At 65.1% G+C, this 22,770-nt stretch carries 20 protein-coding genes; 12 read left to right on the top strand and 8 right to left on the bottom strand.

Going from position 1 to position 22,770, the window contains the following annotated elements; all coding sequences use genetic code 11:
* Positions 1 to 23: 23 nt before the first annotated feature.
* The 3 genes from gyrB (at position 24) to murA (ending at position 4,623) form a co-directional block, all read left to right on the top strand.
* Positions 24 to 2,459, top strand: a complete 2,436-nt coding sequence (gene gyrB, locus K408_RS0112220) for a DNA topoisomerase (ATP-hydrolyzing) subunit B (protein WP_024338513.1) — start codon at positions 24 to 26, stop codon at positions 2,457 to 2,459.
* Between the two features lie 148 nt (positions 2,460 to 2,607).
* On the top strand, positions 2,608 to 3,075 hold the full coding sequence (locus K408_RS0112215; RefSeq protein ID WP_024338514.1) for a hypothetical protein: 468 nt from the start codon (positions 2,608 to 2,610) through the stop codon (positions 3,073 to 3,075).
* A 255-nt stretch (positions 3,076 to 3,330) separates the two neighbouring features.
* Positions 3,331 to 4,623, top strand: coding sequence for a UDP-N-acetylglucosamine 1-carboxyvinyltransferase (gene murA / locus K408_RS0112210; protein ID WP_024338515.1), 1,293 nt, complete (start codon positions 3,331 to 3,333; stop codon positions 4,621 to 4,623).
* A 387-nt stretch (positions 4,624 to 5,010) separates the two neighbouring features.
* Here the strand turns inward: murA and K408_RS0112200 are convergent, their stop codons facing one another.
* The 4 genes from K408_RS0112200 to K408_RS0112185 are packed head-to-tail and all read right to left on the bottom strand — an operon-like array spanning position 5,011 to position 7,289.
* Positions 5,011 to 5,454 carry a periplasmic heavy metal sensor gene (locus K408_RS0112200; protein WP_024338517.1) on the bottom strand — a complete coding sequence of 148 codons (444 nt, stop codon included), beginning with the start codon at positions 5,452 to 5,454 and terminating at the stop codon, positions 5,011 to 5,013.
* On the bottom strand, positions 5,451 to 5,879 hold the full coding sequence (locus K408_RS0112195) for a hypothetical protein (protein ID WP_024338518.1): 429 nt from the start codon (positions 5,877 to 5,879) through the stop codon (positions 5,451 to 5,453). The genes K408_RS0112200 and K408_RS0112195 overlap by 4 nt, the downstream gene beginning before the upstream one ends.
* Positions 5,876 to 6,691, bottom strand: a complete 816-nt coding sequence (locus K408_RS0112190; RefSeq protein ID WP_283805267.1) for an RNA polymerase sigma factor — start codon at positions 6,689 to 6,691, stop codon at positions 5,876 to 5,878. Before K408_RS0112190 ends, K408_RS0112195 begins: the two co-directional genes overlap by 4 nt.
* Positions 6,573 to 7,289, bottom strand: a complete 717-nt coding sequence (locus K408_RS0112185) for an outer membrane protein (RefSeq protein ID WP_024338520.1) — start codon at positions 7,287 to 7,289, stop codon at positions 6,573 to 6,575. The genes K408_RS0112190 and K408_RS0112185 overlap by 119 nt, the downstream gene beginning before the upstream one ends.
* A gap of 176 nt (positions 7,290 to 7,465) precedes the next feature.
* On the opposite strand from K408_RS0112185, the gene K408_RS0112180 reads away from it, so the two are divergent.
* From K408_RS0112180 to K408_RS0112165, 4 genes are all read left to right on the top strand, one after another.
* Positions 7,466 to 8,866: an MATE family efflux transporter gene (locus tag K408_RS0112180; RefSeq protein ID WP_024338521.1), complete on the top strand. Its 1,401-nt coding sequence runs from the start codon at positions 7,466 to 7,468 to the stop codon at positions 8,864 to 8,866.
* The gene (locus K408_RS0112175) at positions 8,863 to 9,351 is read left to right on the top strand and encodes a DUF2867 domain-containing protein (RefSeq protein ID WP_024338522.1); all 489 of its coding nucleotides are present in this window, start codon (positions 8,863 to 8,865) and stop codon (positions 9,349 to 9,351) included. The genes K408_RS0112180 and K408_RS0112175 overlap by 4 nt, the downstream gene beginning before the upstream one ends.
* Positions 9,348 to 9,998 (top strand): 2-hydroxychromene-2-carboxylate isomerase, encoded by a 651-nt coding sequence (locus tag K408_RS0112170; protein ID WP_024338523.1) that lies wholly within the window; start codon positions 9,348 to 9,350, stop codon positions 9,996 to 9,998. Before K408_RS0112175 ends, K408_RS0112170 begins: the two co-directional genes overlap by 4 nt.
* A gap of 85 nt (positions 9,999 to 10,083) precedes the next feature.
* Positions 10,084 to 11,394, top strand: coding sequence for an SMI1/KNR4 family protein (locus K408_RS0112165; RefSeq protein ID WP_024338524.1), 1,311 nt, complete (start codon positions 10,084 to 10,086; stop codon positions 11,392 to 11,394).
* A gap of 6 nt (positions 11,395 to 11,400) precedes the next feature.
* On the opposite strand, the gene K408_RS0112160 is transcribed toward K408_RS0112165, so the two are convergent.
* Positions 11,401 to 12,513, bottom strand: coding sequence for an FUSC family protein (locus K408_RS0112160; RefSeq protein ID WP_024338525.1), 1,113 nt, complete (start codon positions 12,511 to 12,513; stop codon positions 11,401 to 11,403).
* A 117-nt stretch (positions 12,514 to 12,630) separates the two neighbouring features.
* Here K408_RS0112160 and K408_RS0112155 point away from each other — a divergent pair, with 117 nt between their 5' ends.
* From K408_RS0112155 to K408_RS0112145, 3 genes are all read left to right on the top strand, one after another.
* Positions 12,631 to 14,001 (top strand): MmgE/PrpD family protein, encoded by a 1,371-nt coding sequence (locus tag K408_RS0112155; protein ID WP_024338526.1) that lies wholly within the window; start codon positions 12,631 to 12,633, stop codon positions 13,999 to 14,001.
* Positions 14,002 to 14,178: 177 nt separating this feature from the next.
* Positions 14,179 to 15,096 carry a pirin family protein gene (locus K408_RS0112150; RefSeq protein ID WP_024338527.1) on the top strand — a complete coding sequence of 306 codons (918 nt, stop codon included), beginning with the start codon at positions 14,179 to 14,181 and terminating at the stop codon, positions 15,094 to 15,096.
* Between the two features lie 73 nt (positions 15,097 to 15,169).
* On the top strand, positions 15,170 to 16,084 hold the full coding sequence (locus K408_RS0112145; protein ID WP_024338528.1) for a phosphoribosylaminoimidazolesuccinocarboxamide synthase: 915 nt from the start codon (positions 15,170 to 15,172) through the stop codon (positions 16,082 to 16,084).
* Positions 16,085 to 16,200: 116 nt separating this feature from the next.
* Here the strand turns inward: K408_RS0112145 and K408_RS0112140 are convergent, their stop codons facing one another.
* Together K408_RS0112140 and K408_RS0112135 are read right to left on the bottom strand one after the other, a co-directional pair.
* The gene (locus tag K408_RS0112140) at positions 16,201 to 17,694 is read right to left on the bottom strand and encodes an NAD-dependent succinate-semialdehyde dehydrogenase (RefSeq protein WP_024338529.1); all 1,494 of its coding nucleotides are present in this window, start codon (positions 17,692 to 17,694) and stop codon (positions 16,201 to 16,203) included.
* 109 nt (positions 17,695 to 17,803) lie between these two features.
* Positions 17,804 to 18,124, bottom strand: a complete 321-nt coding sequence (locus tag K408_RS0112135) for a hypothetical protein (protein WP_024338530.1) — start codon at positions 18,122 to 18,124, stop codon at positions 17,804 to 17,806.
* A 350-nt stretch (positions 18,125 to 18,474) separates the two neighbouring features.
* Here K408_RS0112135 and K408_RS0112130 point away from each other — a divergent pair, with 350 nt between their 5' ends.
* Both K408_RS0112130 and K408_RS0112125 read left to right on the top strand, forming a co-directional pair.
* Positions 18,475 to 19,671: a serine hydrolase domain-containing protein gene (locus tag K408_RS0112130; RefSeq protein WP_024338531.1), complete on the top strand. Its 1,197-nt coding sequence runs from the start codon at positions 18,475 to 18,477 to the stop codon at positions 19,669 to 19,671.
* A 162-nt stretch (positions 19,672 to 19,833) separates the two neighbouring features.
* On the top strand, positions 19,834 to 21,528 hold the full coding sequence (locus tag K408_RS0112125; protein WP_024338532.1) for an AMP-binding protein: 1,695 nt from the start codon (positions 19,834 to 19,836) through the stop codon (positions 21,526 to 21,528).
* A gap of 141 nt (positions 21,529 to 21,669) precedes the next feature.
* Here K408_RS0112125 and K408_RS0112120 read toward each other — a convergent pair whose 3' ends face one another.
* Entirely contained in the window at positions 21,670 to 22,671 is a 1,002-nt protein-coding gene (locus K408_RS0112120) for an adenosine kinase (RefSeq protein WP_024338533.1), read from the bottom strand.
* Positions 22,672 to 22,770 lie beyond the last annotated feature (99 nt).

Raw genomic sequence — 22,770 nt, 5'->3', positions numbered from 1 at the left:
GGGCGACATCTCGAAGGCCTCTCATGACAGAACCTGCTCGGCAGCCGCTTGCCGAAAACGAGCCCTCCACCGCGAGCGAATACGGCGCGGAATCGATCCGCGTGCTCAAGGGTCTCGACGCCGTCCGCAAGCGCCCGGGCATGTATATCGGTGACACCGACGACGGCTCGGGCCTGCACCACATGGTCTACGAAGTCGTAGACAACGCCATCGACGAAGCGCTCGCGGGCCATGCCACGCGCGTCGACGTCATCCTCAACGCCGACAATTCCGTCACCGTGCGCGACGATGGCCGCGGCATTCCCGTCGACATCCACAAGGGCGAAGGCATCTCGGCGGCCGAGGTCATCATGACCCAACTGCACGCCGGCGGAAAGTTCGACCAGAACTCCTACAAGGTCTCCGGCGGCCTGCACGGCGTCGGCGTCTCCGTGGTCAACGCGCTGTCGAGCAAGCTGATGCTTCGCATCTGGCGCGACAACAAGGAACACTACATCGAGTTCGCCCACGGCGATTCCGTGGCGCCGCTGAAGGTGGTCGGCGATGCCCCGGGCAAGCGCGGCACCGAGGTGACGTTCCTGGCCTCGACGGAAACCTTCAAGAACATCGAGTATGATTTTGCCACGCTCGAGCACCGGCTGCGCGAGCTCGCCTTCCTCAATTCCGGGGTCCACATCGCCCTCTCCGACATGCGGCATGCGGTCGAGAAGCGCGAGGAGATGCACTATTCCGGCGGCGTCGAGGAGTTCGTCAAATATCTCGACCGCAACAAGAGCCCGATCGTGCCGGCGCCGATCATGGTGCGCGCGGAAGCCAACGGCATTGGGGTCGAGGCCGCGCTGTGGTGGAACGACAGCTACCACGAGAACGTGCTGTGCTTCACCAACAACATCCCGCAGCGGGACGGCGGCACGCATCTGGCCGGTTTCCGCGGCGCGCTGACGCGCCAGGTCAACGGCTATGCCGAGGCCAACGCCAAGAAGGAAAAGATCGCGCTGACCGGCGACGACTGCCGCGAAGGCCTCACGGCCGTTCTCTCGGTGAAGGTGCCCGATCCGAAGTTCTCGTCGCAGACCAAGGACAAGCTGGTGTCCTCGGAAGTGCGCCCCGTGGTCGAGAACGTCCTCAACGAAGCGCTGCAGGCGTGGTTCGAGGAGCACCCCTCCGAAGCCAAGATGATCGTCGGCAAGGTGATCCAGGCGGCGGCGGCCCGCGAAGCTGCGCGAAAAGCACGCGAGCTGACGCGCAAGAGTCCGCTGTCGGTCTCCTCGCTGCCCGGTAAGCTCGCCGACTGCCAGGAAAAGGATCCCGCCAAGTCCGAACTGTTCATCGTCGAGGGCGACTCGGCGGGCGGCAGCGCCAAGCAGGGCCGCAATCGCGAATTCCAGGCGGTGCTGCCGCTGCGCGGCAAGATCCTCAACGTCGAACGCGTCCGTCCCGACAAGATGCTGTCGTCGGAACAGATCGGCACGCTGATCACCGCGCTGGGTACCGGCATCAGCGACGAGTTCTCGATCGAGAAGCTGCGCTATCACAAGATCATCGTGATGACGGACGCCGATGTCGACGGCGCCCACATCCGCACGCTGCTGCTCACCTTCTTCTACCGGCAGATGCGCGACATCATCGACGGCGGCTATCTCTATATCGCCCAACCGCCGCTCTATAAGGTCTCACGCGGCAAGTCCGAGCAATATCTGAAGGACGAGCGGGCGCTGGAGGATTATCTGATCGACGCCGGCCTCGACGACTGCGTCTTCATTCCCGGCACGGGTGGCGATCGCACCGGCCGCGACCTGCGGGCGCTGGTCGACGATGCCCGCGTGGTCCGCAGCATCTTGCGCAACCTGCACAGCCGCTACAATCGCAAGGTCATCGAGCAGGCCGCCATCACCGGTGTGCTGAACAAGGCGATCTACGGCGACCCCGAAAAGGCTGCGGCTGCGGCGCAATACATCGCGAGCCGGCTGGACAACCAGGCCGAGGAGGTCGAGCGCGGCTGGGTCGGACAGTATGCCGAGGGCCAGGGCTTCCAGTTCGAGCGTACCGTGCGCGGCGTCAAGGAAGCCGCTATTATCGACGATGCCTTCCTTGGATCCGCGGAGGCGCGCAAGCTCGACGAGTACACCGTCAAGCTCCAGGACGTGTATGCCCGCCCCGGCAAGCTGCGGCGCAAGGATGTCGAGCACATGGTCTACGGACCGGCCGATCTGTTCGAAGCCGTCACCGACGCGGGCCGCAAGGGCATCACGTTGCAGCGCTATAAAGGCCTCGGCGAGATGAACCCGGAGCAGCTCTGGGAGACGACCTTGGACACCGAGGCGCGCTCGCTCCTGCAGGTGAAGGTCAAGGAGGTCGACCAGGCCGACGACATCTTTACCAAGCTGATGGGCGACGTGGTCGAGCCGCGCCGCGATTTCATCCAGGAACACTCGCTGAGCGCGACGATCGATATCTGAGGGGTTGGCTCTGGGCTTCGTCTCCATAGCGGCCGGCGCCGTCACCTCTCCCGCAGGGAGAGGTAAGGACACCCTGAACCTCCCCTCGCTCGATCGCGACGAATTGGCATGAACCCGTTGGCCCATTCCGGCCGGGAAGCCTCACGTCATGATCGCCTCCGCAACGCCCAGTTCCGCTGCGCCCTCACGCCGCCTCGGCATCATCGGCAGCATTGTCGGCGTTCTCGCGCTGATGGCGGCGGTGCTGCCGCACTGGGTCGTGCCGATCGTGTTCCCGCCGCCGCCGGCGGACAAGGTGATCGTCGACACCGGGTACCGCATCAAGGACCGCATTGTCGCGAAAGTGAAGGGCGTGGAGTATCAGGCTCCCAGGTCCGAGAAATCGGCTGGAGGAAGCTGGAGTGAAGCCGCGTCGGTCACCGCGATCTCGCTCGGCCTGCTCGCCATCCTGCTTTCGGTGCTCTCCCTGATCTTCCGGGAAGAACGGCTTCTCGCCGCCGTCGCTGCCACGCTGGGCACCGGAGCCATCGCGATCGAAATCTCCTTCTTCATGATCGGCGCGCTGATCCTGATCGCACTCCTCTATGTGATCGGGAATATCATCGGGCTGTTTTGAGGGCCGCTTGCCACAAGCTCCCGTCCTCGTCCTGACGGGCCCCGCGGAAGCGGGCGTGTCGAAGGACGGCCGCCGGCGAGATGGGGCCTGCATGGTTCGAGACGCGCGTTCCGCGCTCTTACCATGAGGGATCAGCAGCCTCGCCCGGGCTCGCGGACCGGCCACGAACCACCGCCCGCTACAATTGCTCCCGCGCGCAATTCTCTGTAGTTTCCGCCCGAATAGCCCGCCCAGCAACAGGACAGCGAGAACCACGTGGCGCCCATCCAATACATCGTCGAGGGCGGTCACCGGCTCTCGGGCTCGATCGAACCGTCCGGCAACAAGAATTCGGCACTGCCGATCATCGCCGCCGCGCTGCTCACGGAGCATCCGGTCACGCTGGAGAACGTGCCGCGCATCCGCGACACCGAGACGCTGGTCGAACTGATCCGCTCGGTCGGTGCGTCGGCGGAATGGAGTGCCCGCAATACGCTGCAGATCCATGCCAAGAGCATCCGCGCGGCCGACCTCGACCCAGAGCTCTGCGTGCGCATCCGCGCCTCCATCCTGCTCGCCGGACCCCTGCTCGCGCGCTGCGGCGAGGTGATGCTGCCGCCGCCCGGCGGCGACGTCATCGGGCGCCGCCGGCTCGATACGCATGTGCTGGCGCTGGAGCAGCTTGGAGCAAAGGTCACCGCGACCGACCGGCTCGAATTCCGCGCGCCCAGGCTCGCGGGTGCGGACGTATTCCTGGACGAGCCGAGCGTCACCGCAACCGAGAATGCACTGGTCGCGGCGGTCGCCGCGGACGGCGTCACCTATTTGCGCAACGCGGCCTCCGAGCCGCACGTGCAGGACCTCGCCAATTTCCTGGTCGCGCTCGGCGCCAGAATCGAAGGCATCGGCACCAACACCATGATCGTGCACGGGCCGGCGACGCTGGGAGAGGCGACCTACAGGATCCAGCCCGATCACATCGAGGTCGGCTCGCTGATCGGACTTGCCGCCGTGACGCGATCACCGCTGCGCATCACGCGGGCCGGCGTCGAGCATCTGCGCTCGATCCGCATGGGTTTCGAGCGGCTCGGCATCATCTGCCGCGTCGAAGGCGACGACCTCATCGTGCCCTCGAACCAGACGCTGAAGATCCAGGACGATTTCGGTGGCCATGTGCCGAAGCTCGAGGACCAGCCCTGGCCGGCCTTCCCGGCCGATCTGATGTCGATCGCGATCGTCACCGCCACGCAATGCGAGGGGGTGATCCTGATGTTCGAGAAGATGTTCGAATCCAGGATGTTCTTCGTCGACAAGCTGATCGCGATGGGCGCGCGCATCGTGCTGTGCGACCCGCACCGCGCCATCATCGCCGGGCCGAGCCGCCTGCACGGCGCGACCATGACCTCGCCGGACATCCGCGCCGGCATGGCGATGCTGCTCGCGGCGGTCTGCGCCGAAGGCACCTCGACCATCAACAACGCCGACCAGATCGAGCGCGGCTATGAGCGCATCGAGGAGCGGCTGAACGCGCTTGGTGCGAAGATCAATCGCGTGCCGGCGCGGAGCTAGCCCGCCCTATTTCGGCGGACGTGCATCGAGGGCCTGTTTGCAGGCCGCCGACAAGCCCCCGTAATTGTCGCTGAGGCATTTGCGAATGCGGCCGCCTCCGGGCATCGTTCCCGCGCAGAGGCGCGAATAATCCGCCTTGCAGGCCTGCTTCGCTTCGTTCCGTGTATCCTCCGCGGAAGCTTGCGACAGGAACAGCACTAGAAGTGCGATCAAACTCGCAGCTGCAAGAGCCGCACGCACATAGACGGCGGCCCGCCGCGAGAAGCTCACTACCGTCCCGCTTGCCGTCCTGCCAAATCGTTGCACCATATCATCTCCACCAATTCGCAGACATCGATGTAGGTGATACGTCTGGACGGACCGAATCCCTCGTTCACTCTGCGCGGCTCAGCGAAAATAGCCGCCGACGAGTTGGCGGCGTCCTTTCGGTGAAATTCGTTCCAGCATCTCGACGAAGGTTGCGACGACGAGGTCGCCTATCTTCACGCGCTTGTCGCGGGCCTCCTTCACGGCCGCTTCCAGTTCCGCCTTGTCCAGGTTCGTCTGTGCCGCCGTCTTCATGGCCTTGATCAGCGCGAGCCGGTATTCGGACTGCAGCGGCAGCAGCTCGGCCTCCTTGCCGCGATAGATGCTCCACAGGATCTCTGCGTCTTCCGCCGGCAATCTCTCGGCGACACGCTCGATCATGCGGATCGGCACGCCCGCGCCAGGCCTGAAGCCGCCGGGCAGCAGCCATTGCACCGAGACATAGGTGAAAAGGATGACATTGACGCACAGCGACAGCAGCATGAGCGCGCGCCAGGGAGTGGACCATTCTCGCCAGAACTTCATTGCACCGATCCATAGCCGATTGCGTAGACGTCGAAGACGCCGCTCATGACGGAGAACGCATCCGACGGCGCCTGGACATAGGGCATGGCCCCGGCCAGCCACACGCCCACCATCACCGAGCAGGCGAGACTTGCGGCGGGAACGAGCGCCGGCCAGCGCAACAGGCGCTGATGCCATGCCGGCCGATGCTGCGGCGGGACGGCGGCGAGCCTCTGCAGGACAAGAAAGCTCGAACGGTCCGCCCGCGCCGTCTCGATCTCCGGGGCGACAGCGAGCAGGCGGTCGAGGCGGCCCTGCTTAGCCAGCACGGCGGCGCCTTCCGCGCTCGCCGCAAATCGCCGCGCGGCCTCGCGCGTTGCCGCCGGCCAGCGCTCGACATCGCCTCCCCATGTCTCGGCCAATTCCCTGAACTGATCGGGCGTCATGCGTAGCTCCCCGTGTCTTGTATTTTCTGAACATTTGCCTTCAGCGCCGCGCGGGCGCGACCCAGCAGCGATTCGAACGCCTTGGCGCTGAGATTCATCGCCTTCGCCGCTTCCTCTCCGCTCAATCCCTCCATGTGGAAGAGCGCGATCGCGCCGCGCTGCCGGTCCGACAGGCCGGCCATCGCGCGGTTGAGAAGGCTGAGCTCCTCATCGGCGATCAACCGCTCGACGGCGTGCGGTCCCGTATCGGGCACCTCGCCGGCTTCTTCGAGAGGCTGAAACGTTCGGCGCCGCGTGCGGTCGAACGTCAGGTTGAGGACGATGCGGTAGAGCCAGGTCGTGAATTTCGCAACCTTCGGATCGAACGAGGCCGCGTGGGTCCAGACACGCATGAACGCTTCCTGGCCGATGTCATCGGCCTCGGCCGGATCGCGAACGATCCGCTCCGCGACCCGCAGCGCGCGGGGCATGTGACGCCGCATCAGGATGCGAAACGCGTGCTGCCGCTGCGCCGAAACCTTCGACATCAAGGCCTCGTCCGATGGTTCTTCCATCATCTCGATCTGCTGCCTTGGACTGCGGCCATGATGGCTATGCGGTACGAGCCGGTCCCGGTCATGAGGATATGCCGCATCTCCGGAATGCGGCACCGCCTCAATTGCATCATCCGCGGCAACAAGTCGCGACAACCGGTCAAAAGCGCCAGTAGACGCCTGCTCGAACGGTATGGGTATCGAGCCTGGACGCGCGTTCGGTGAAACTGACGGCTCCAACCGTCTGGCTTCCGAGGGTTCTTGAGCCGTAATTGTCATAGAGATATTCGAGCCGGGCGGACGCGTTCGGTGCGAAGCGGAATTCACTGCCTGCTCCGATCGACCAGCCGACACGGGTATCGGTCCAGTTGGCGACCGCCCCGCTCGCATTGTCGAACGCTTTGCTTTCGACCCCCGCAACGGCGAGGCCCCCGCTGGCAAACAGCATCGTCCGGCCGAAGGCGTAGCCGACGCGTCCACGCAGATGGCTATTCCAATTGACCGCGGACTGAAGCTGGGTGACGGAAGGGGTCGGGGCAAAGCCGGTGTCGACCGTCGCCCGCGCATCGACAAAGTTCACGTCGCCCTCGATACCGGCGACGATACGGCCCCATTGCGCGGAGAAGCCTGCCGTTGCACCTACGGTCGCCCCCTTGGGATCGACGAAGTGAAATTCCCCGGTGGCGGGAAACGAGGTCTCAGTGCGGCCCGACAGGTAGCCGGCCTGCACGCCGAGATAGGGCCCCGCCCAGCTGAAGAGAGCCGCAGATGCGGCCTGGGCTTGCGGGGGCGGCGATGCGGGCAACCTCAGGTCGGCCGCTGCAGCGGCGCCGGCGCCCGTGAGGGCAGACCCGATGAGCAGCGCGGCGAACGTCATTCTGAATCTCGTTGTCATGCTCGGCTTCCCCCATGTGAGACCGGCGCCAGACGCGCACATGAGGAATACGGTCCAAGCCGAACTTTCCTTCGCCTGCGCACGCACTTTTTTTGGCAAGACCAGCCCTCACGCTTCTTTGCCGTTACTTCGCCGATCGAGGCTGCTATGGCCTTGCCATGACTGAACTTCTGGACACCGAACAGCCGGGCCACGCACGCTCGGATGCACCGCCGAACCATCTCGCCGAGGAGTTGGCCGAGACGCTGCGCCTCGCCGTGCCGTTGATGCTGACGCAGCTCGGGCAGATCGCAATGATCACCACCGACCTGGCGATGATCGGCCGGCTCGGCGAGGACGCCGTGGCCGCTGCGGCGCTGGCCCATACGGTCTACTTCGTCAGCTTCACCTTCGGGCTCGGATTGACGTCCGCGGTGTCCCCGCTGGCGGCGCAGGCGTTCGGTGCCGGCGACGTCAGGCTGATCCGCCGCTCCTTGCGCGTCGGCCTGTGGGTTGCGCTCCTGATCTCGCTGCCGATGATGGCCTCGCCGCTCTACGGCGAGCAGATCCTGCTCGCGCTCGGCCAGGCGCCGCAATCGGCGGCGCTGGCGCAGCGCTACCTGAACGGCCTCGCCTGGGGCGTCGCGCCGGCGCTCGGCTTCATCGCGCTGCGCGGCATGATGAGCGCGGTGAACCGGCCACAGGCGCCCCTATGGATCACCGTGGCGGCGATCCCGATCAATGCCGCGCTGGTCTATGCCCTGATCCACGGCCTGTTCGGCCTGCCGGAGCTCGGGCTGTTCGGCGCAGGACTCGCGACCACGCTGGTCAATCTCGGCACCTTCCTCGCCGCGCTCGCGATCGCGGCGCTGCGCGAGCCGTTTGCGGATTACCATCCGCTCGCGCGCCTGTGGCGGATCGACTGGCCCTTGATGCGCCAGCTCATTGCGATCGGCGCGCCGATCTCGTTCTCGCTGCTGCTGGAATACGGCCTGTTCTCCTCGGCGGCGCTGCTGATGGGATTGATCTCGACCACTGCGATTGCCGCGCACCAGATCGCGCTCCAGGTCACGGCGGTGCTGTTCATGGTGCCGCTCGGCATCGGCATGGCAGCGACGGTGCGGGTTGGCCATGCCTTCGGCCGCAATGATCCGGCGGCAGTGAAGCGCGCGGGGCTGGTCGCTGCCGTGCTCGGCCTCGCGCTGGTCTCAGCGCTGACCATCGCCATCATCATCGGCCGCTACCAGCTCGGCCGGCTGTTTTTCGGCGGCGGCGCCGAAAGCGCGGCGACGGTCGAACTGACCGGGACTCTGCTGCTGGTCGGCGCCAGCTTCTTCATCGCCGACGGCCTCCAGACCATCATGGGCGGCGCGCTGCGCGGCATCAACGACACCAGGATGACATTGCTGTTCGCGGCGATCGGCTATTGGTGCGTCGCCTTTCCGATCGGCTGGGTGCTGGCGTTCCACACAAGGTTGGGCGCGATCGGTGTCTGGATCGGATTCTCGGTCGGTACGTTCGTCTATGCCGGTCTCCTGATCTTGCGCTTCCGGATGCTCGCGCGCAGATTGGCGGCATGAACGGGACAGTTCGCGAAATCACTCCCAATGTCGATGTCGAAACGGTGCTGGCAGGCGCGCAGTTCATCGACGCGTTTCGCGTGGAGATCGGCGCGGCGGCGCTCGATGCCCGCGAAGCCTGCACCAGGATGGTGCTCCACGGGCCGCGCTGGACCGACGCGCTGCTGCGCCTGCGCAACATTCTGGTGAAACCGTTCGGACTGAGGACATCGGGCGAAGGCGCTCCGGCGCCGCACGGGTTGATCGGCCTGTTTCCGGTGCTCAGCGAAACGCCCGAACGGCTGGTCGCTGGTTTCAACGACTACCATCTCGATTTTCGCATCGTGGCCGATGTCGCAGGCCCGGCGGCGGACCGCGAGGTGACGTCAACCACGCTGGTGCGCACGCACAATCTGCTCGGCCGCACCTATCTCATGCTGATCATGCCCTTCCACAAGCTCGTGGTCCGCAGCATGATGGGGCGGATTGTGGAGCCAGCACGATGACCCTCGCCGTCGACCTCTTCTTCTCCTTCCGCAGCCCCTACAGCTATCTGGCGCTGCCCAAGACGCAAAAACTCGTCGAAGACTACGATCTGACCGTGAACCTGCGGCCGGTCTATCCGCTCGCGGTGCGCGTGCCCGGCTTCTTCAAGAAGGCCAACCCGCAGTTTGCGCGCTACGTCGTTCGCGATTCCATCCGCGTGGCGGAATACGAGGGCATCCCGTTCCGTTTTCCGCGACCCGATCCGATCGTGCAGGACATGACGACGCTGGAGGTCGCGGCCGAGCAGCCCTACATCCACCGCCTGACGCGGCTGGGTGCCATGGCGCAGCTCGAAGGCCGCTCGCTCGCATTCACCTGCGCGATCGCCCGCGTGCTTTGGGACGGCTCGGTCGCCGGATGGAACGAAGGCGATCATCTCGCGCGGGCGGCCGAGAAAGCCGGCTTCGATCTCGCTGCAATGGATGCGGCGATCACAGCCGACCCGGATCGCTACGAGCAGGTGATCGCTGAGAACGAGACGGACCACGCGGCGTCAGGCCATTGGGGCGTGCCGACCTTCGTATTCGAGAACGAGCCGTTCTTCGGCCAGGACCGCGTCGATCTCCTGGTCTGGCGCATGCAGAGCAAGGGCCTGACGCGGCGGTAAGACCGCCGACCTGAACCCAAGTCTTCGAGCCGACGACTGAGACGAGGCGCCCCGCACCAATACCGGCGGCGCGTCCGGAGGTCGCATGCATCTGGCAAAATTCTTCCATCGCGCACCGGGCGACGACGATCGCGAGCTGATGCTGATCCCGGGCAGCGAGCCCATGGTGATCGGCATCCGCATGAACCGGGACGACGAACCCGGATCGGATCAATATCTGCGCGAGGAATTTCCGGACATTGCCGAGGCCGCCGCAGCCTTCCGTCGCCATGCCGCCGAACTGGTAGCGCACGGTTACGTCGAGACCCACCACACGCGTTATACGTTGCGCAATCTCCTGCCCGATCCGCAGGCAAAGCCGGACTGGCAAAAAGGACTCGACGAGCTGATGATGCTGGCGCTCAGCGGCCCACTCGCGGAGCAGGCAAAGCAACTCGACCTGCTCAAGGGCACGCCGGCCGAGCACGAGCCGCTGTATCTCTGGCACGCCGCACGCCGCGATTACGCTGCCGGAGACGACCCGGCCGGGGCGGTGCGCCTTGCTGAACAGGCACACAATGAAATCCGCGCGCGGCGCGCATCCGGACAGCCGCACTATGCGTGGTCCATCTCCGAGAACGACCTCGAGGAGCGCATTCTCGAGCTGCTGTGCGACGCCTATCTCTATGCCGACGATGCAGATGCGGCGCTGAAGACCGCCGAGCACCTGTGCAGGACCGCCCCGAACCATGAACACATCCTCAAGCGCGCGGAGATTGTCTGCGGATATTTCCCCGAGCGGCGGGAAGAAGCCTTAGACGATGCCTATCAATGGTCGCGCTTCGGCGGCTACGAGGACATCATTGCGTTTCCCGGCTATGCTGAGTACGAAAGCCGGCGCAAGGCGGGATCGGCCAGGAGCTGGCGCTGGAGGCCCGGCACGCCAGCGAGCGAAGCCGATGTGAGTGCGGCGCAGCGGGCCCTCGGAGTCAGACTGCCCGATGATTATCGCGACTTCCTGCTGACCCGCGGCGAGACGGAGCTGCTGGTGCGGCTGCCCGAGTCCTCCTCCGAGCTTCGCTTCTATGGACCGGATGAGCTTGCCACGCAGCATCGAAGCCTGCTCGATTTCATCGCCTATTCCGAGGAAGTGCTCGAGGAAGCCTGCGCCCATTTTCGCAAGCAATACGGCGTGTCGCTAAAGCACCTGGTGCCGATTGCGGAACCATCGCAGCTCAGCCGTTGTCTCCTCCTCCATGTCGAGCCCGGAACGCGCTATGGTCAGTGTTTTCAATGGGACCATGACGGGGCGTGGGAACTGGAGCAACCTCAGCCAAGCTTCGATGCCGCATTGAACGCGCTGACCGAGGGCATAGAGCGGCGCGATGCGACGCAGCTCGCGTTCTTCGATCTGTAACACCATTCAGTCTGCAATGCGCGCGGACTTGCTCGCCGCCTCTGACCATTCGCCGACGACACGATCGAGATCGCACAGATTCTGGTGCATCTGCTCCAGGGAGAAACCGAGTGCGAAGAAGCGCTCGGCGGTGTCGCCTGGATAGCCGCGAATCAGGCCGTCCTGCCGCACGGACGCGACCGCTTCGGCGTAGTGCTGGAGCGCGACGTGGACCGGATGGATCGGCGGCGCGCCTGCGCCTTCGCGCAAGGCCGAGGCGGCCGAACGCAGGAAACGGGCGATCACCGTCGAGACCTCCGTCAACGGGCCGGCCAGCCGCGTCTGCACCTCGATCGGCAGCGGCACCACCGTGGCCCGGCCGATCATCACGACGTCATGGCGCAGCCGCAGGATCGTGCGCAGCAAGGGGCCGGTGTCCGGGCCGCTCGACAGATGCGCGGCGCGCTCGCGCTCGGCTTCGGAGCCGATCGCGTTGAGATCGACCATCGCAGTGCCGATCCCGTCCTGAATCCGGTGCAGCGCATCGTTGTCACGGCCGCGCGTCAGGCCCGCAAGCAGCTCGGTGAAAGCGTCGGCGATCAATTCAAGCAGCTTGGCCGCGCTGGCGCGGATCTGCCGCACCGCGCGCGAGGGCAGCACCAGGAAGGACACCAGCAATCCCGTGACCGCCCCGACCGCGACCTCACTCACCCGATCGATCGCCGAGGCCAGGGGATCGGAATGGTGCATGGTCGGAACCAGCAGCACGATCACCGCGGTCACCGTGGCGGCACTGAGGCTCGGATTGATCGCGGCGATGAACGCAAGCGGGGCGACCGAGAGGACCAGGAGCCCCAACAGGCCCGCTTCGCTGGAATAGGGTATCAGGATCGCGATGGCACCGCCGTAAACGGCGCCGCCGATCGTGCCCAGCATGTAGTCGCGCGTCGCCTTGAGCGAGCGGCCGACACTCATCTGCGTCACGATCAGCGAGGTCAGCACCGCCCAGAGCGGCAGCAAGAGGTGCAGCGCGGTGGCGATCGCGTAGGCGGCGGTCGCCGCCACCGTGACCCGGATCGCGAGCCCCAGCTGCGTCCTTCGCGCCCGGATCCTGTCGAACAGCTGTCCTGCGAGTGCCATCGTCAACGTCCCGATCCGGTCGAAGCTGCCAGGAGCATAGCTGATGCCCGCGGCCGCAAGGCCGCTTGAAAGGCGAAATGAGCCCGCCTAACTTGCCGGCCAAAACGAGGAAACACGATGGCCTTTGAAACCGCAACGCTCGCAGCCTATGTCTCCAATCTGAAGTACCAGGATATTCCGGCAGAGGTGCTGGAGCGCGCCAAAGTGCTGACGCTCGACTTTCTCGGCAGCGCGATCCGGGCAAGGCGCGAGGCGGAATCGACCCCGTCGATGCTGAAGATGCTGGAGGCGCTCGCGCTCGACACCAAGGGCGAATCCACCGTGTTCGGCGATACCAAGACCTGGACTCCGGCAGTCGCGGCCCTGCTCAACGGCGCGCTGGGGCATTCCCTGGATTTCGACGACACGCACGCCGATTCCTCGCTGCATCCGAGCGCCCCGGTGGTTCCTGCGGCCTTCGCCGTCGGCGAGATGGTCGGCGCGTCCGGCCGCGACGTGCTGACGGCGATCGTCGCGGGCTATGAGGTCTGCTGCCGCCTCGGCAACGCACTCGATCCGACCTCGCATTATGCACGCGGCTTCCATCCGACCGCGACGGCTGGCACCTATGGCGCTGCCGCAGCGGCCGGAAAACTGTTTGGCCTCAGCGAGAAGCAGCTGATCGCGGCCTTCGGCGTGTCCGGCAGCCAGGCCGCGGGTTCGCTGCAATTCCTGGTCAACGGCGCCTGGAACAAGCGCTACCAGGTCGGCGCGGCCGCGATGAACGGCGTGATCGCCGCGACGCTCGCCCGCAACGATTTCGTCGGCGCGACCGAATCGATCGAGGGCAAGCACGGCCTGCTCGCCGGCTACACCGACGACGCGCATCCGGACAAAGCGGTCGCCGAGCTTGGCAAGACCTACGAGACGATGAAGATCGGCGTGAAACCCTATCCGAGCTGCCGCTACACTCATGCCGCGATCGACGCCCTGATCGCCATGCGGCGCGAGCACAATCTGACTCCCGACCAAGTCAAGCGAGTCGAGATCGGCTTGCACCGCAACGGCATCACGCTCACCGGAGATGCCGCGACCAAGCGCCATCCGCGCTCGATCGTGGGCGGCCAGTTCTCGATGTTCTTCACCGGCGCGCTCGCGCTTGACCAGGGCTCGTTCGGCTGGGACGACTACAACCGGCTTGGCGATGCCGCGATCGACGCGCTCGCGGACAAGTTCGACGTGGTGCAGGACGACCGGCTCGAGATCGGCCGCACCCACCCGTTCGGGGCGCGCGTCAGCATCACCACCGACGACGGCGTGCATGAGCGGCTCTATGCCGATCCCTCCGGCGAGCCGACCTCGTTCCCGGACGCGCAGGCCATGCAGCAGAAATTCCTGACGCTGGCCCGCCCCGTGCTGAACGCGCGGGCGGAGAAATTCGCGGACGCGATCATGACGCTGGAGCGCTTCGACCGCGTGGCGCAGGCGACCGAGCTGGGACGTCAGTAACCATCCGTTTGCCGCTGCCCGTATGCTGCGCCATGCATGACCGGCTTGTCCCGGCATGGCGACCGCTGCGACATATCGAACATTCCCAAGTCACAAGCGCATGAGGTCGGGCTTTGCCGCGACTGCGGCATGGTATCCTGCTACAATCAGGCTCGCGAAATACACAAGGAGTCCCCCATGAGCTGGCAGCCCTCGAACGATCCCGTGCTCGGCGATCCCATGTCCTGCGATGCGCTCGATCTCGTCATCGTGCCGCGGACGCGCGATCTCGGCGACGGCTTCGCGGTGCGCCGGGCGCTGCCGCACGGCAAGCGGCAGATGGTCGGGCCCTTCATCTTCTTCGACCATTTCGGACCGGTGCAGTTCGTCTCCGGAAAAGGCATGGACGTGCGGCCGCATCCGCATATCGGGCTCGCCACCGTCACCTATCTGTTCGACGGCGCGATCATGCATCGCGACAGCGAAGGCAACGTCCAGGAGATCGCGCCGGGGGCGATGAACCTGATGACGGCCGGCCGCGGCATCGCCCATTCCGAGCGCACGCCGGATGCACAGCGTGCCTCGGGCCAGAAGATGCTGGGCCTGCAAAGCTGGATCGCGCTGCCGGCCGGATCGGAAGAAATCGCGCCGTCGTTCCAACACTACGGGGCGGGCGACCTGCCGATGATCACCGAACGCGATTTCACCGCGCGCGTGATCGCGGGATCCTCGTTCGGCATCACCTCGCCCGTATCGATGGTGTCGCCCTGGTTCTACGCCGAGGTGACTGCCCTCGCCGGCGCGAGCGTGCCGCTCGATCCCGATCACGAGGAGCGCGCGATTTATGTCGTCGACGGCGAGGTCGAGATCGCGAACGAGCGCTATGAAGGGCCGCGGCTCCTCATTTTCCGCCCCGGCGACCGCATTACGGTGAAGGCGCTCAAGGCGACCCGGATGATGTTTCTTGGCGGCGATGCGCTGGAAGGTCCACGCCATGTCTGGTGGAATTTCGTTTCATCCAGCAAGGAGCGGATCGAGCAAGCCAAGCAGGACTGGAAAACCGGCCGTTTCGCGCCAGTTCCGCAGGAACATGAGTTCATTCCGCTGCCGGAATAGGCTAATCCGGTCTCCGGCCAATGCCATCAGGCACGGCCGGATGCCTGCCTGAAAGCCTGCGAAAGCCTTGCCCATGACCACCATGCTCTCCAGCGACCTGCCGCTTCCCAAGATCGGACGCGGCAAGGTGCGCGATATCTATGCCGTCGACGATGAGCGCCTGCTGCTCGTCACCACCGACCGCATCAGCGCTTTCGATGTGGTGATGGGCGAAACCATTCCGATGAAGGGCGCGGTGCTGACGCAAATCAGCGCGTGGTGGTTCAATGAGCTCGAAGGCGTGGTGCCGCATCACATGATCAGCGCGGACACCGACGAGATCATTGCGGCCGTGCCGGCACTGAAGCCGCACCGCGCCGAGATCCTCGGCCGCGCCATGCTGTGCAAGCGCACCACCGTGTTTCCGATCGAATGCGTGATCCGCGGTTATCTCTCGGGCTCCGCCTGGAAGGAATATGCCGCCAGCGGCACGCTCGCCGGCGAGAAGCTGAAGGCCGGGCTTGTCGAGAGCGAGAAGCTGGAGCCTGCGATCTTCAGCCCCGCCACCAAGGCCGAGAGTGGCCATGACGAGAACATCACGATCGCGAAGATGCGCGAAGTGGTCGGCGACGAGGTCGCCTATACGCTGGAAAGCATGACGCGCGCGATCTACACGCTCGGCGAGGAGCTGGCGCGCGAACAGGGCATCATCATCGCGGATACAAAGTTCGAGTTCGGCCGCGACAGGGACGACCGCATCATTCTGATCGACGAGGTGATGACGCCGGATTCCTCGCGCTTCTGGGCGGTCGACACCTACAAGCCCGGCCAGCCGCAGGCGAGCTTCGACAAGCAGCCATTGCGCGACTATCTCGACGCCGAGCGCCGCGCCGGCCGCTGGAACGGCGACGCCCCGCCGCCACCATTGCCGGCGAGCGTCGTCGAAGCGACCAGCAAGCGATATCTGGAAGCGTACCGGCGCGTGACGGGAACGGAGTTGAAGATTTAGCCTCGACTGTCGCGTCTCGCTCCGTCATTGCGAGCGTCGCGAAGCAATCCAGAGTCCCTCCGCGGAGATCGTCTGGATTGCTTCGCTTCGCAATGACGTGGAGAGATAATGGTGCCTCACACCCCCGCCATCATCACGTATTTGATCTCGAGATATTCTTCCATGCCGTGACGCGAGCCTTCGCGCCCCAGGCCGCTTTCCTTGACGCCGCCGAAGGGGGCGACTTCCGTGGTGATGAGGCCGGTGTTGACGCCGACCATGCCCGATTCCAGCGCTTCGGCGACGCGCCAGACGCGGCCCAGATCGCGGGAGTAGAAGTACGAGGCCAGGCCGAATGGCGAGGCGTTGCACATCGCGATGACGTCTGCCTCGTCCTTGAAGCGGATCACCGGGGCAAGCGGGCCAAAGGTCTCCTCCTGCGACACCAGCGAATCCGGCTTGACGTCGGCCAGCACGGTCGGCTCGAAGAAGGAGCGGCCGAGCTCGCTGCGCTTGCCGCCGGTGACGACCTTGGCACCGCGCTTGACGGCATCGGCGATGTGGCGCTCGACCTTGTCGACCGCCTTCATGTTGATCAAGGGTCCTTGCGTGACGCCGCTCTCGGTGCCGTCGCCGATCTTCATCGCCGCGACCTTCTTCGACAGCTTCTGCACGAACTCGTCGTAGATCTTGTCCTGGGCATAGAGGCGGTTGGCGCAAACGCAGGTCTGGCCCATGTTGCGGTATTTCGAGACGATCGCGCCTTCGACCGCAGCGTCAATGTCGGCGTCGTCGAACACCACGAACGGTGCGTTGCCGCCGAGCTCGAGGCCGAGCCGCTTCACGCCGACGGCGGCCTGCTGGTAGAGGATCTTGCCGACGGCGGTCGAGCCGGTGAAGCCGACGAAGCGCACGGCCGGATGCTCACACAGCACCTTGCCGATCGGCGGTGCGTCACCCGTGATGATGTTGAGCACGCCCTTGGGAATGCCCGCCTTCTCGGCGAGCACGGCGAGCGCCAGCGCCGACAGCGGCGTCTCATTGGCGGGCTTCAGCACCACGGTGCAGCCGGCGGCCAGCGCCGGCGAGACCTTTCGCGTGATCATCGAGTTCGGGAAATTCCAGGGCGTGATGGCGCCGCAGACGCCGATCGGCTGCTTGATCGCGAGCAGGCGCGCATCGGGCCGCTGCGTCGGGATGGTCTCACCATAGACGCGGCGGGCTTCCTCGGCAAAGAACTCGATGTAGGCGGCGCCGATATCGACCTCGCCCAGAGCCTCGGTAAGCGGCTTGCCCTGTTCGGAGGTGAGGATCAGCGCGAGGTCCTCGCGGTTGGCGATGATCAGCTCGAACCATTTGCGCAGGATGTTGGAGCGCTGCTTTGCCGTGTGCTTGGCCCAGCCCGGAAAGGCGCGCTCGGCCGCTTCGACCGCCTTGGTCGTGTCGTCCGCGCCAAGCTGCGGGACTTTTGCCAGCTCCACGCCGGTCGCGGGATTGTTGACGGCGAATACCGGCGTGCCGACCCAGGCGCCGTCGATATAACAGGCCTCCTTCAGGAGCGACGGGTCCTTCAGCCGGTCGCGCAGATTGGAGGTGGCTTGCGGAGCGCGAGCGGCGGCGGTCTGGGTCATTGGCGTTTCTCCCTGGCGGCGATCGGATCGGCCGCAATATAGAGACAGACGGCGCGCAATGCACCGCCCCGCAAACGCACGTCAGGTGGCAGCTAAACTGGCAGCGGCCTCAGGCCGCGCCGCTCATATAGGTCTCGCGACGGCCGATCATCCGCTCGGCCGCGGCCTTGGCGTCGGCCTTCGAGGAGGTCGCGCAGGTCCGGTATTCGAGATCGGGAACATGAGAGGTGTCGCGGCGGCCGAACCATGACTTCGAGCCGACCGGCAACAGCGACAGCGCCTGCGCCAGATTGTCCACCGCCCCGAACGAGTAGAGTGCGCCGGTGCCGGCGACGCGCACCTCATAGATCCCCGGCGAAATCGGCGCCTCCAGGTTCTCGCCGCGTCCCGGACGGGGATAGCGCTTCCATTCGCTCCAGGTCGAAATCATCCGAGGCCCCCTCGCCGCCCATCCACACGGCCGGCAACATTTGCATCAAGTCTTATCGGCCCCTCGATCGGGACCGGGTGCTGAACGCGGCAGCTCACGAAATGTTTCAAGGGTTCGAAAACCACGAAGCATATCGGCCTGAAGCCCGTCCAAGGTGAGGGCGAGGCACGTCGATCCACCGCAGATTGTGAAAGAGCGTAGGCGCTCAGCCGCGTTGTCGTCCTGCGCTAGATCAAGACCGTCAAGTCACGACATCGCGACCGGTTCAGGTACATAGATGCGCTTGCCGCGCCGGCTATCCGGGAGGACAATCGGCTGCTTCCAACAATAATCAAACCTGAGGAAACGCCATGCAAAGCAAAGCTGACATCGACGAGATTCTGCGTCAGAAGAGCGAGACCAAGGAGATTCCGGGCGTCGTCGCCATCGCCGCGAGCGGCAACGACGTGCTGTATCAGGGCGCGTTCGGCAAGCGCGACCTGTCCAGGCCGGATGCGATGACCGACGACAGCGTGTTCTGGATCGCCTCGATGACGAAGGCGGTGACCACGGCGGGCGCGATGCAGCTGGTCGAGCAGGGCAAGCTGTCGCTGGATGCGCCGATCGGCGATGTATTGCCCGATCTCGCCAATCCGCAGGTGCTCGAAGGTTTCGACGCCAATGGAGAGGCAAAGCTGCGCCCCGCCAAGGGCCCGATCACGCTGCGCCAGCTCATGACCCACACTGCCGGCTTCTGCTACAATATGTGGAACGGCGATCTCGCGGTCTATCTGGACAAGAACGGCATTCCCGCCATCACCACCTGCCAGAACGCGGCGCTGAAGACCCCGATCATGACCGACCCCGGCACGCGCTGGGAATATGGCACCAACATCGATTTCGTCGGCAAGGCCGTGGAGGCTACCAGCGGCAAGCGATTGGACGCCTATCTGCGCGACAATCTGTTCAACCCTCTCGGCATGAGCAACACGGCGTTCAAGATCACCGACGACATGCGCAAGCGCCTGGTCGGCATGCACGCGCGCGGCGAGGACGGCCAGCTGGCCGCCATCCCGTTCGAGCTCGAGCAGGAGCCGGAATTCCACATGGGTGGCGGCGGCCTCTATTCGACGGCAGCGGACTACATCAGGTTTACCCAGATGATCCTGAACAAGGGCCGCGGCAACGGCAACCAGGTGTTGAAGGCCGAGACCGTCGCAATGATGGGGCAGAACCACATCGGCGATCTCGCCATGGGCAAGATGACGACGGCCGCCCCGATGTACACCAACGACGTCGATCTGTATCCGGAGCAGGTGAAGAAGTGGGGCCTCAGCTTCATGATCAACACCGCCAAGACCGCCGAGGGCCGTAGCGCCGGCAGCCTCGCCTGGGCGGGGCTCGCCAACACCTATTACTGGATCGATCCTGCACGCGACGTCACCGGCGTGATCCTGATGCAGCTTCTGCCGTTCGCCGATGCGAAATGCCTGGAGGCGTTCGCGGGATTCGAGCGCGGTGTCTATGCCGGGCTCGATGCTGCCGGGAGCGGGCAGAAGGCGGCCTAAGGGGCGCGACTCTCATCACCCGTCATGGCCGGGCTTGTTGTCCGGGCCGTCCACGTGCAGCCGCAGGCGCCAAAGACGTGGATGCCCGGGTCAAGCCCGGGCATGGCGACTGAAAGACCATGCTGGGTATTTTGACGAGAGGATTTCGACTTGGCTGACAATTTGGCTGACAAGGCGGACAGCTACGTCTGCGGTATCTCGGACACGCCACTGCTCGGCGAGACGATCGGTCGAAGCCTGGACCATGCGGTGCGGCGCTGGGGCGATCGCGAGGCGCTCGTCTCGCCCAGCCACGGCGTCAGATGGACCTGGAAAGAGTTCGCCGAGCGGGTCGACGCGCTCGCCGCGGGCTTTCTCGCGCTCGGGCTCGAACGGGGGGAGCGGATCGGCATATGGTCGCTGAACCGGCCGGAATGGACGCTGACCCAGTTCGCCGCCGCCAAAGCCGGCCTGATCCTGGTGACGATCAACCCCGCCTACCGGCTCAGCGAGCTGGAATTCGCCCTCAAGAAGGTCGGCTGCGCGGCGATCGTCACCGCCACCGCGTTCAAGACCAGCAATTACATGGAGATGCTCAACACGCTGCTTCCGGAGCTGGCGCGGGCGAAACCTGGACATTTGCAGGCAGCGCGGTTGCCGGCTTTGCGGATGGTGATCCAGATCGGCGGCCCGGCGGCCCCAGGCACGATCCCCTTCGACAACGTCGCACGCATGAGCGGAGCGGAGCATCGTCAGCAGCTTGCCGCGCTCGGCGCCGCGCTGCAGTTCGACGACCCTGTCAACATCCAGTTCACCAGCGGCACCACGGGTTCGCCGAAAGGCGTCACGCTGACCCACCACAACATCCTCAACAACGGCTACTTCACGGGACGAGCGATGCGCCTGACGGAGCAGGACCGCATCTGCATTCCGGTGCCGCTCTATCATTGCTTCGGCATGGTGATGGGCAACCTGGCCTCCGTCACGCTCGGCGCCGCCATGGTCTATCCGGGCGAGGGCTTTGATCCGCTCGCGACGCTGCGCGTGGTCGAGCAGGAGAAATGCACCGCGCTGTACGGCGTGCCGACCATGTTCATCGCCGAACTCGATCACCCCGAGTTCAAGAACTTCGATCTGAAATCGCTGCGCACCGGTATCATGGCCGGCGCGCCCTGCCCGATCGAGGTCATGAAGCGGGTCAACACCGAGATGAACATGCGCGAGGTCACGATAGCCTATGGCATGACCGAGACCAGTCCCGTCAGCTTCCAGAGCGCAGTGGACGACCCGCTGGAGCGCCGCGTCTCCACGGTCGGAAGAATCCATCCGCATGTGGAGGTCAAGATCGTCGATCTCGAGGGAAAGATCGTCAAGCGCGGCGAACGCGGCGAGCTCTGCACGCGCGGCTACAGCGTCATGCTGGGCTATTGGGAAGAGAAGGAAAAGACGGCCGATGTGCTCGATGCCCATGGCTGGATGCACACCGGCGACCTCGCCACCATCGACGACGAGGGCTATTGCAACATCGTTGGACGCATCAAGGATCTGGTGATCCGCGGCGGCGAGAACCTCTACCCGCGCGAGATCGAGGAGTTTCTGTACCGTCACCCCAAGATCCAGGACGTGCAGATTTTCGGCGTCGCGGACACCCGCTACGGCGAGGAGCTCTGCGCATGGATCCGCGTCAGGCCGGGCGAAACGCTGACGGCCGAGGAGGTCCGCGCCTTCTGCGACGGCCAGATCGCCCACAACAAGATCCCTCGCTACGTGGAGTTCGTCGACGAGTTTCCGATGACAGTGACGGGAAAGATCCAGAAGTTCGTGATGCGGGATGCGGTGGAGCAGCGACTGGGATTGAAGGCGGCGAAGACGGCGTGAGCTACACCGTCATTGCGAGCCTAGCGAAGCAATCCAGAGTCTTTGCGCTGAGACAGACTGGATTGCTTCGCTGAGCCCGTCATCGGGCCGCGCTTCGCGCGGACCCGTTGGCTCGAAATGACGGAAAGAGTGGCGAGAGCCTTACGCCGTCAGCCCACGCTGCTCCGCCAGCTCCTTCAGCGACACTTGCGGCCGCGCGCCGATGTGCTGGATTACTTCGGCAGCCGCAAGCGCACCGAGCTCGCCGCACTGCTTGTAGGCAAGATTGCGCGCCAAACCATACAGGAATCCTGCAGCGAAGAGATCGCCGGCGCCGGTCGTGTCGACCACCTTGTCGACCGGGAATGCGGGCGCGGCAACCGCGTCTTCCACCGACACCACCATGCAGCCCTTCTCGCTGCGGGTGACGACGCCGAGATTGACGTCGTTGCGCAGCTGCTTCAGCGCGGTGTCGAAATCCGAGGTCATGTAGAGCGAGTGCAGCTCGGACTCGTTGGCGAAGACGATGTCGACGGTGCCGTTGCGCATCAAGGAGAGAAATTCGTCGCGATAGCGGTCGACACAGAAGGAATCCGAGAGCGTGAGCGCCACCTTGCGCTTGGCGTCATGGGCGATCTTGGCCGCCTTGACGAAGGCGTCCTTGGCGTTCTTGGGGTCCCAGAGATAGCCCTCCAGATAGACGATGCCGGCTGCCGCGATCTCGGCCGGGTCGATGTCGGCGGGCGACAGATCCTGCGCCGCGCCGAGATAGGTGTTCATGGTGCGCTCACCGTCGCCGGTGACCAGGATGTAGGAGCAGCCGGTGGCGGGGCCATCCTTGGCAGCGGGCGTGTCGAAGGCGACGCCGGCGGCGCGGATGTCATGGACATAGAGCTTGCCGATCTGGTCGTCCTTGACCTTGCCGACATAGGCGGCGCGTGCCCCCAGGCTGCCGATGCCGACGATGGTGTTGGCGGCCGAGCCGCCCGAGACTTCCGTGGCCGGCCCCATGTCCTTGTAGATGGCGGCCGCGCGCGCCTCGTCGATCAGGGACATGCTGCCCTTGGTCATGCCATGCTTGGCCAGAAAGGCCTCGTCGGTCCTGACCAGCACGTCGAACAGCGCGTTGCCGATGCCGAGAACGTCGTATTTCACGTCAGCCATTCACCTTGATCCTGTTTGGCGGATTGCGATACCCGCGAAAATCCGCTTCCTGTGCGCCTGAAATCCGGCTCGCGGCCTATCACGATCGGGCCGGCACGA

This window comes from Bradyrhizobium sp. in8p8 (assembly GCF_000426845.1).
Lineage (GTDB): Bacteria > Pseudomonadota > Alphaproteobacteria > Rhizobiales > Xanthobacteraceae > Bradyrhizobium > Bradyrhizobium japonicum_C.
This window is presented reverse-complemented; position numbering and strand designations above follow the sequence as displayed.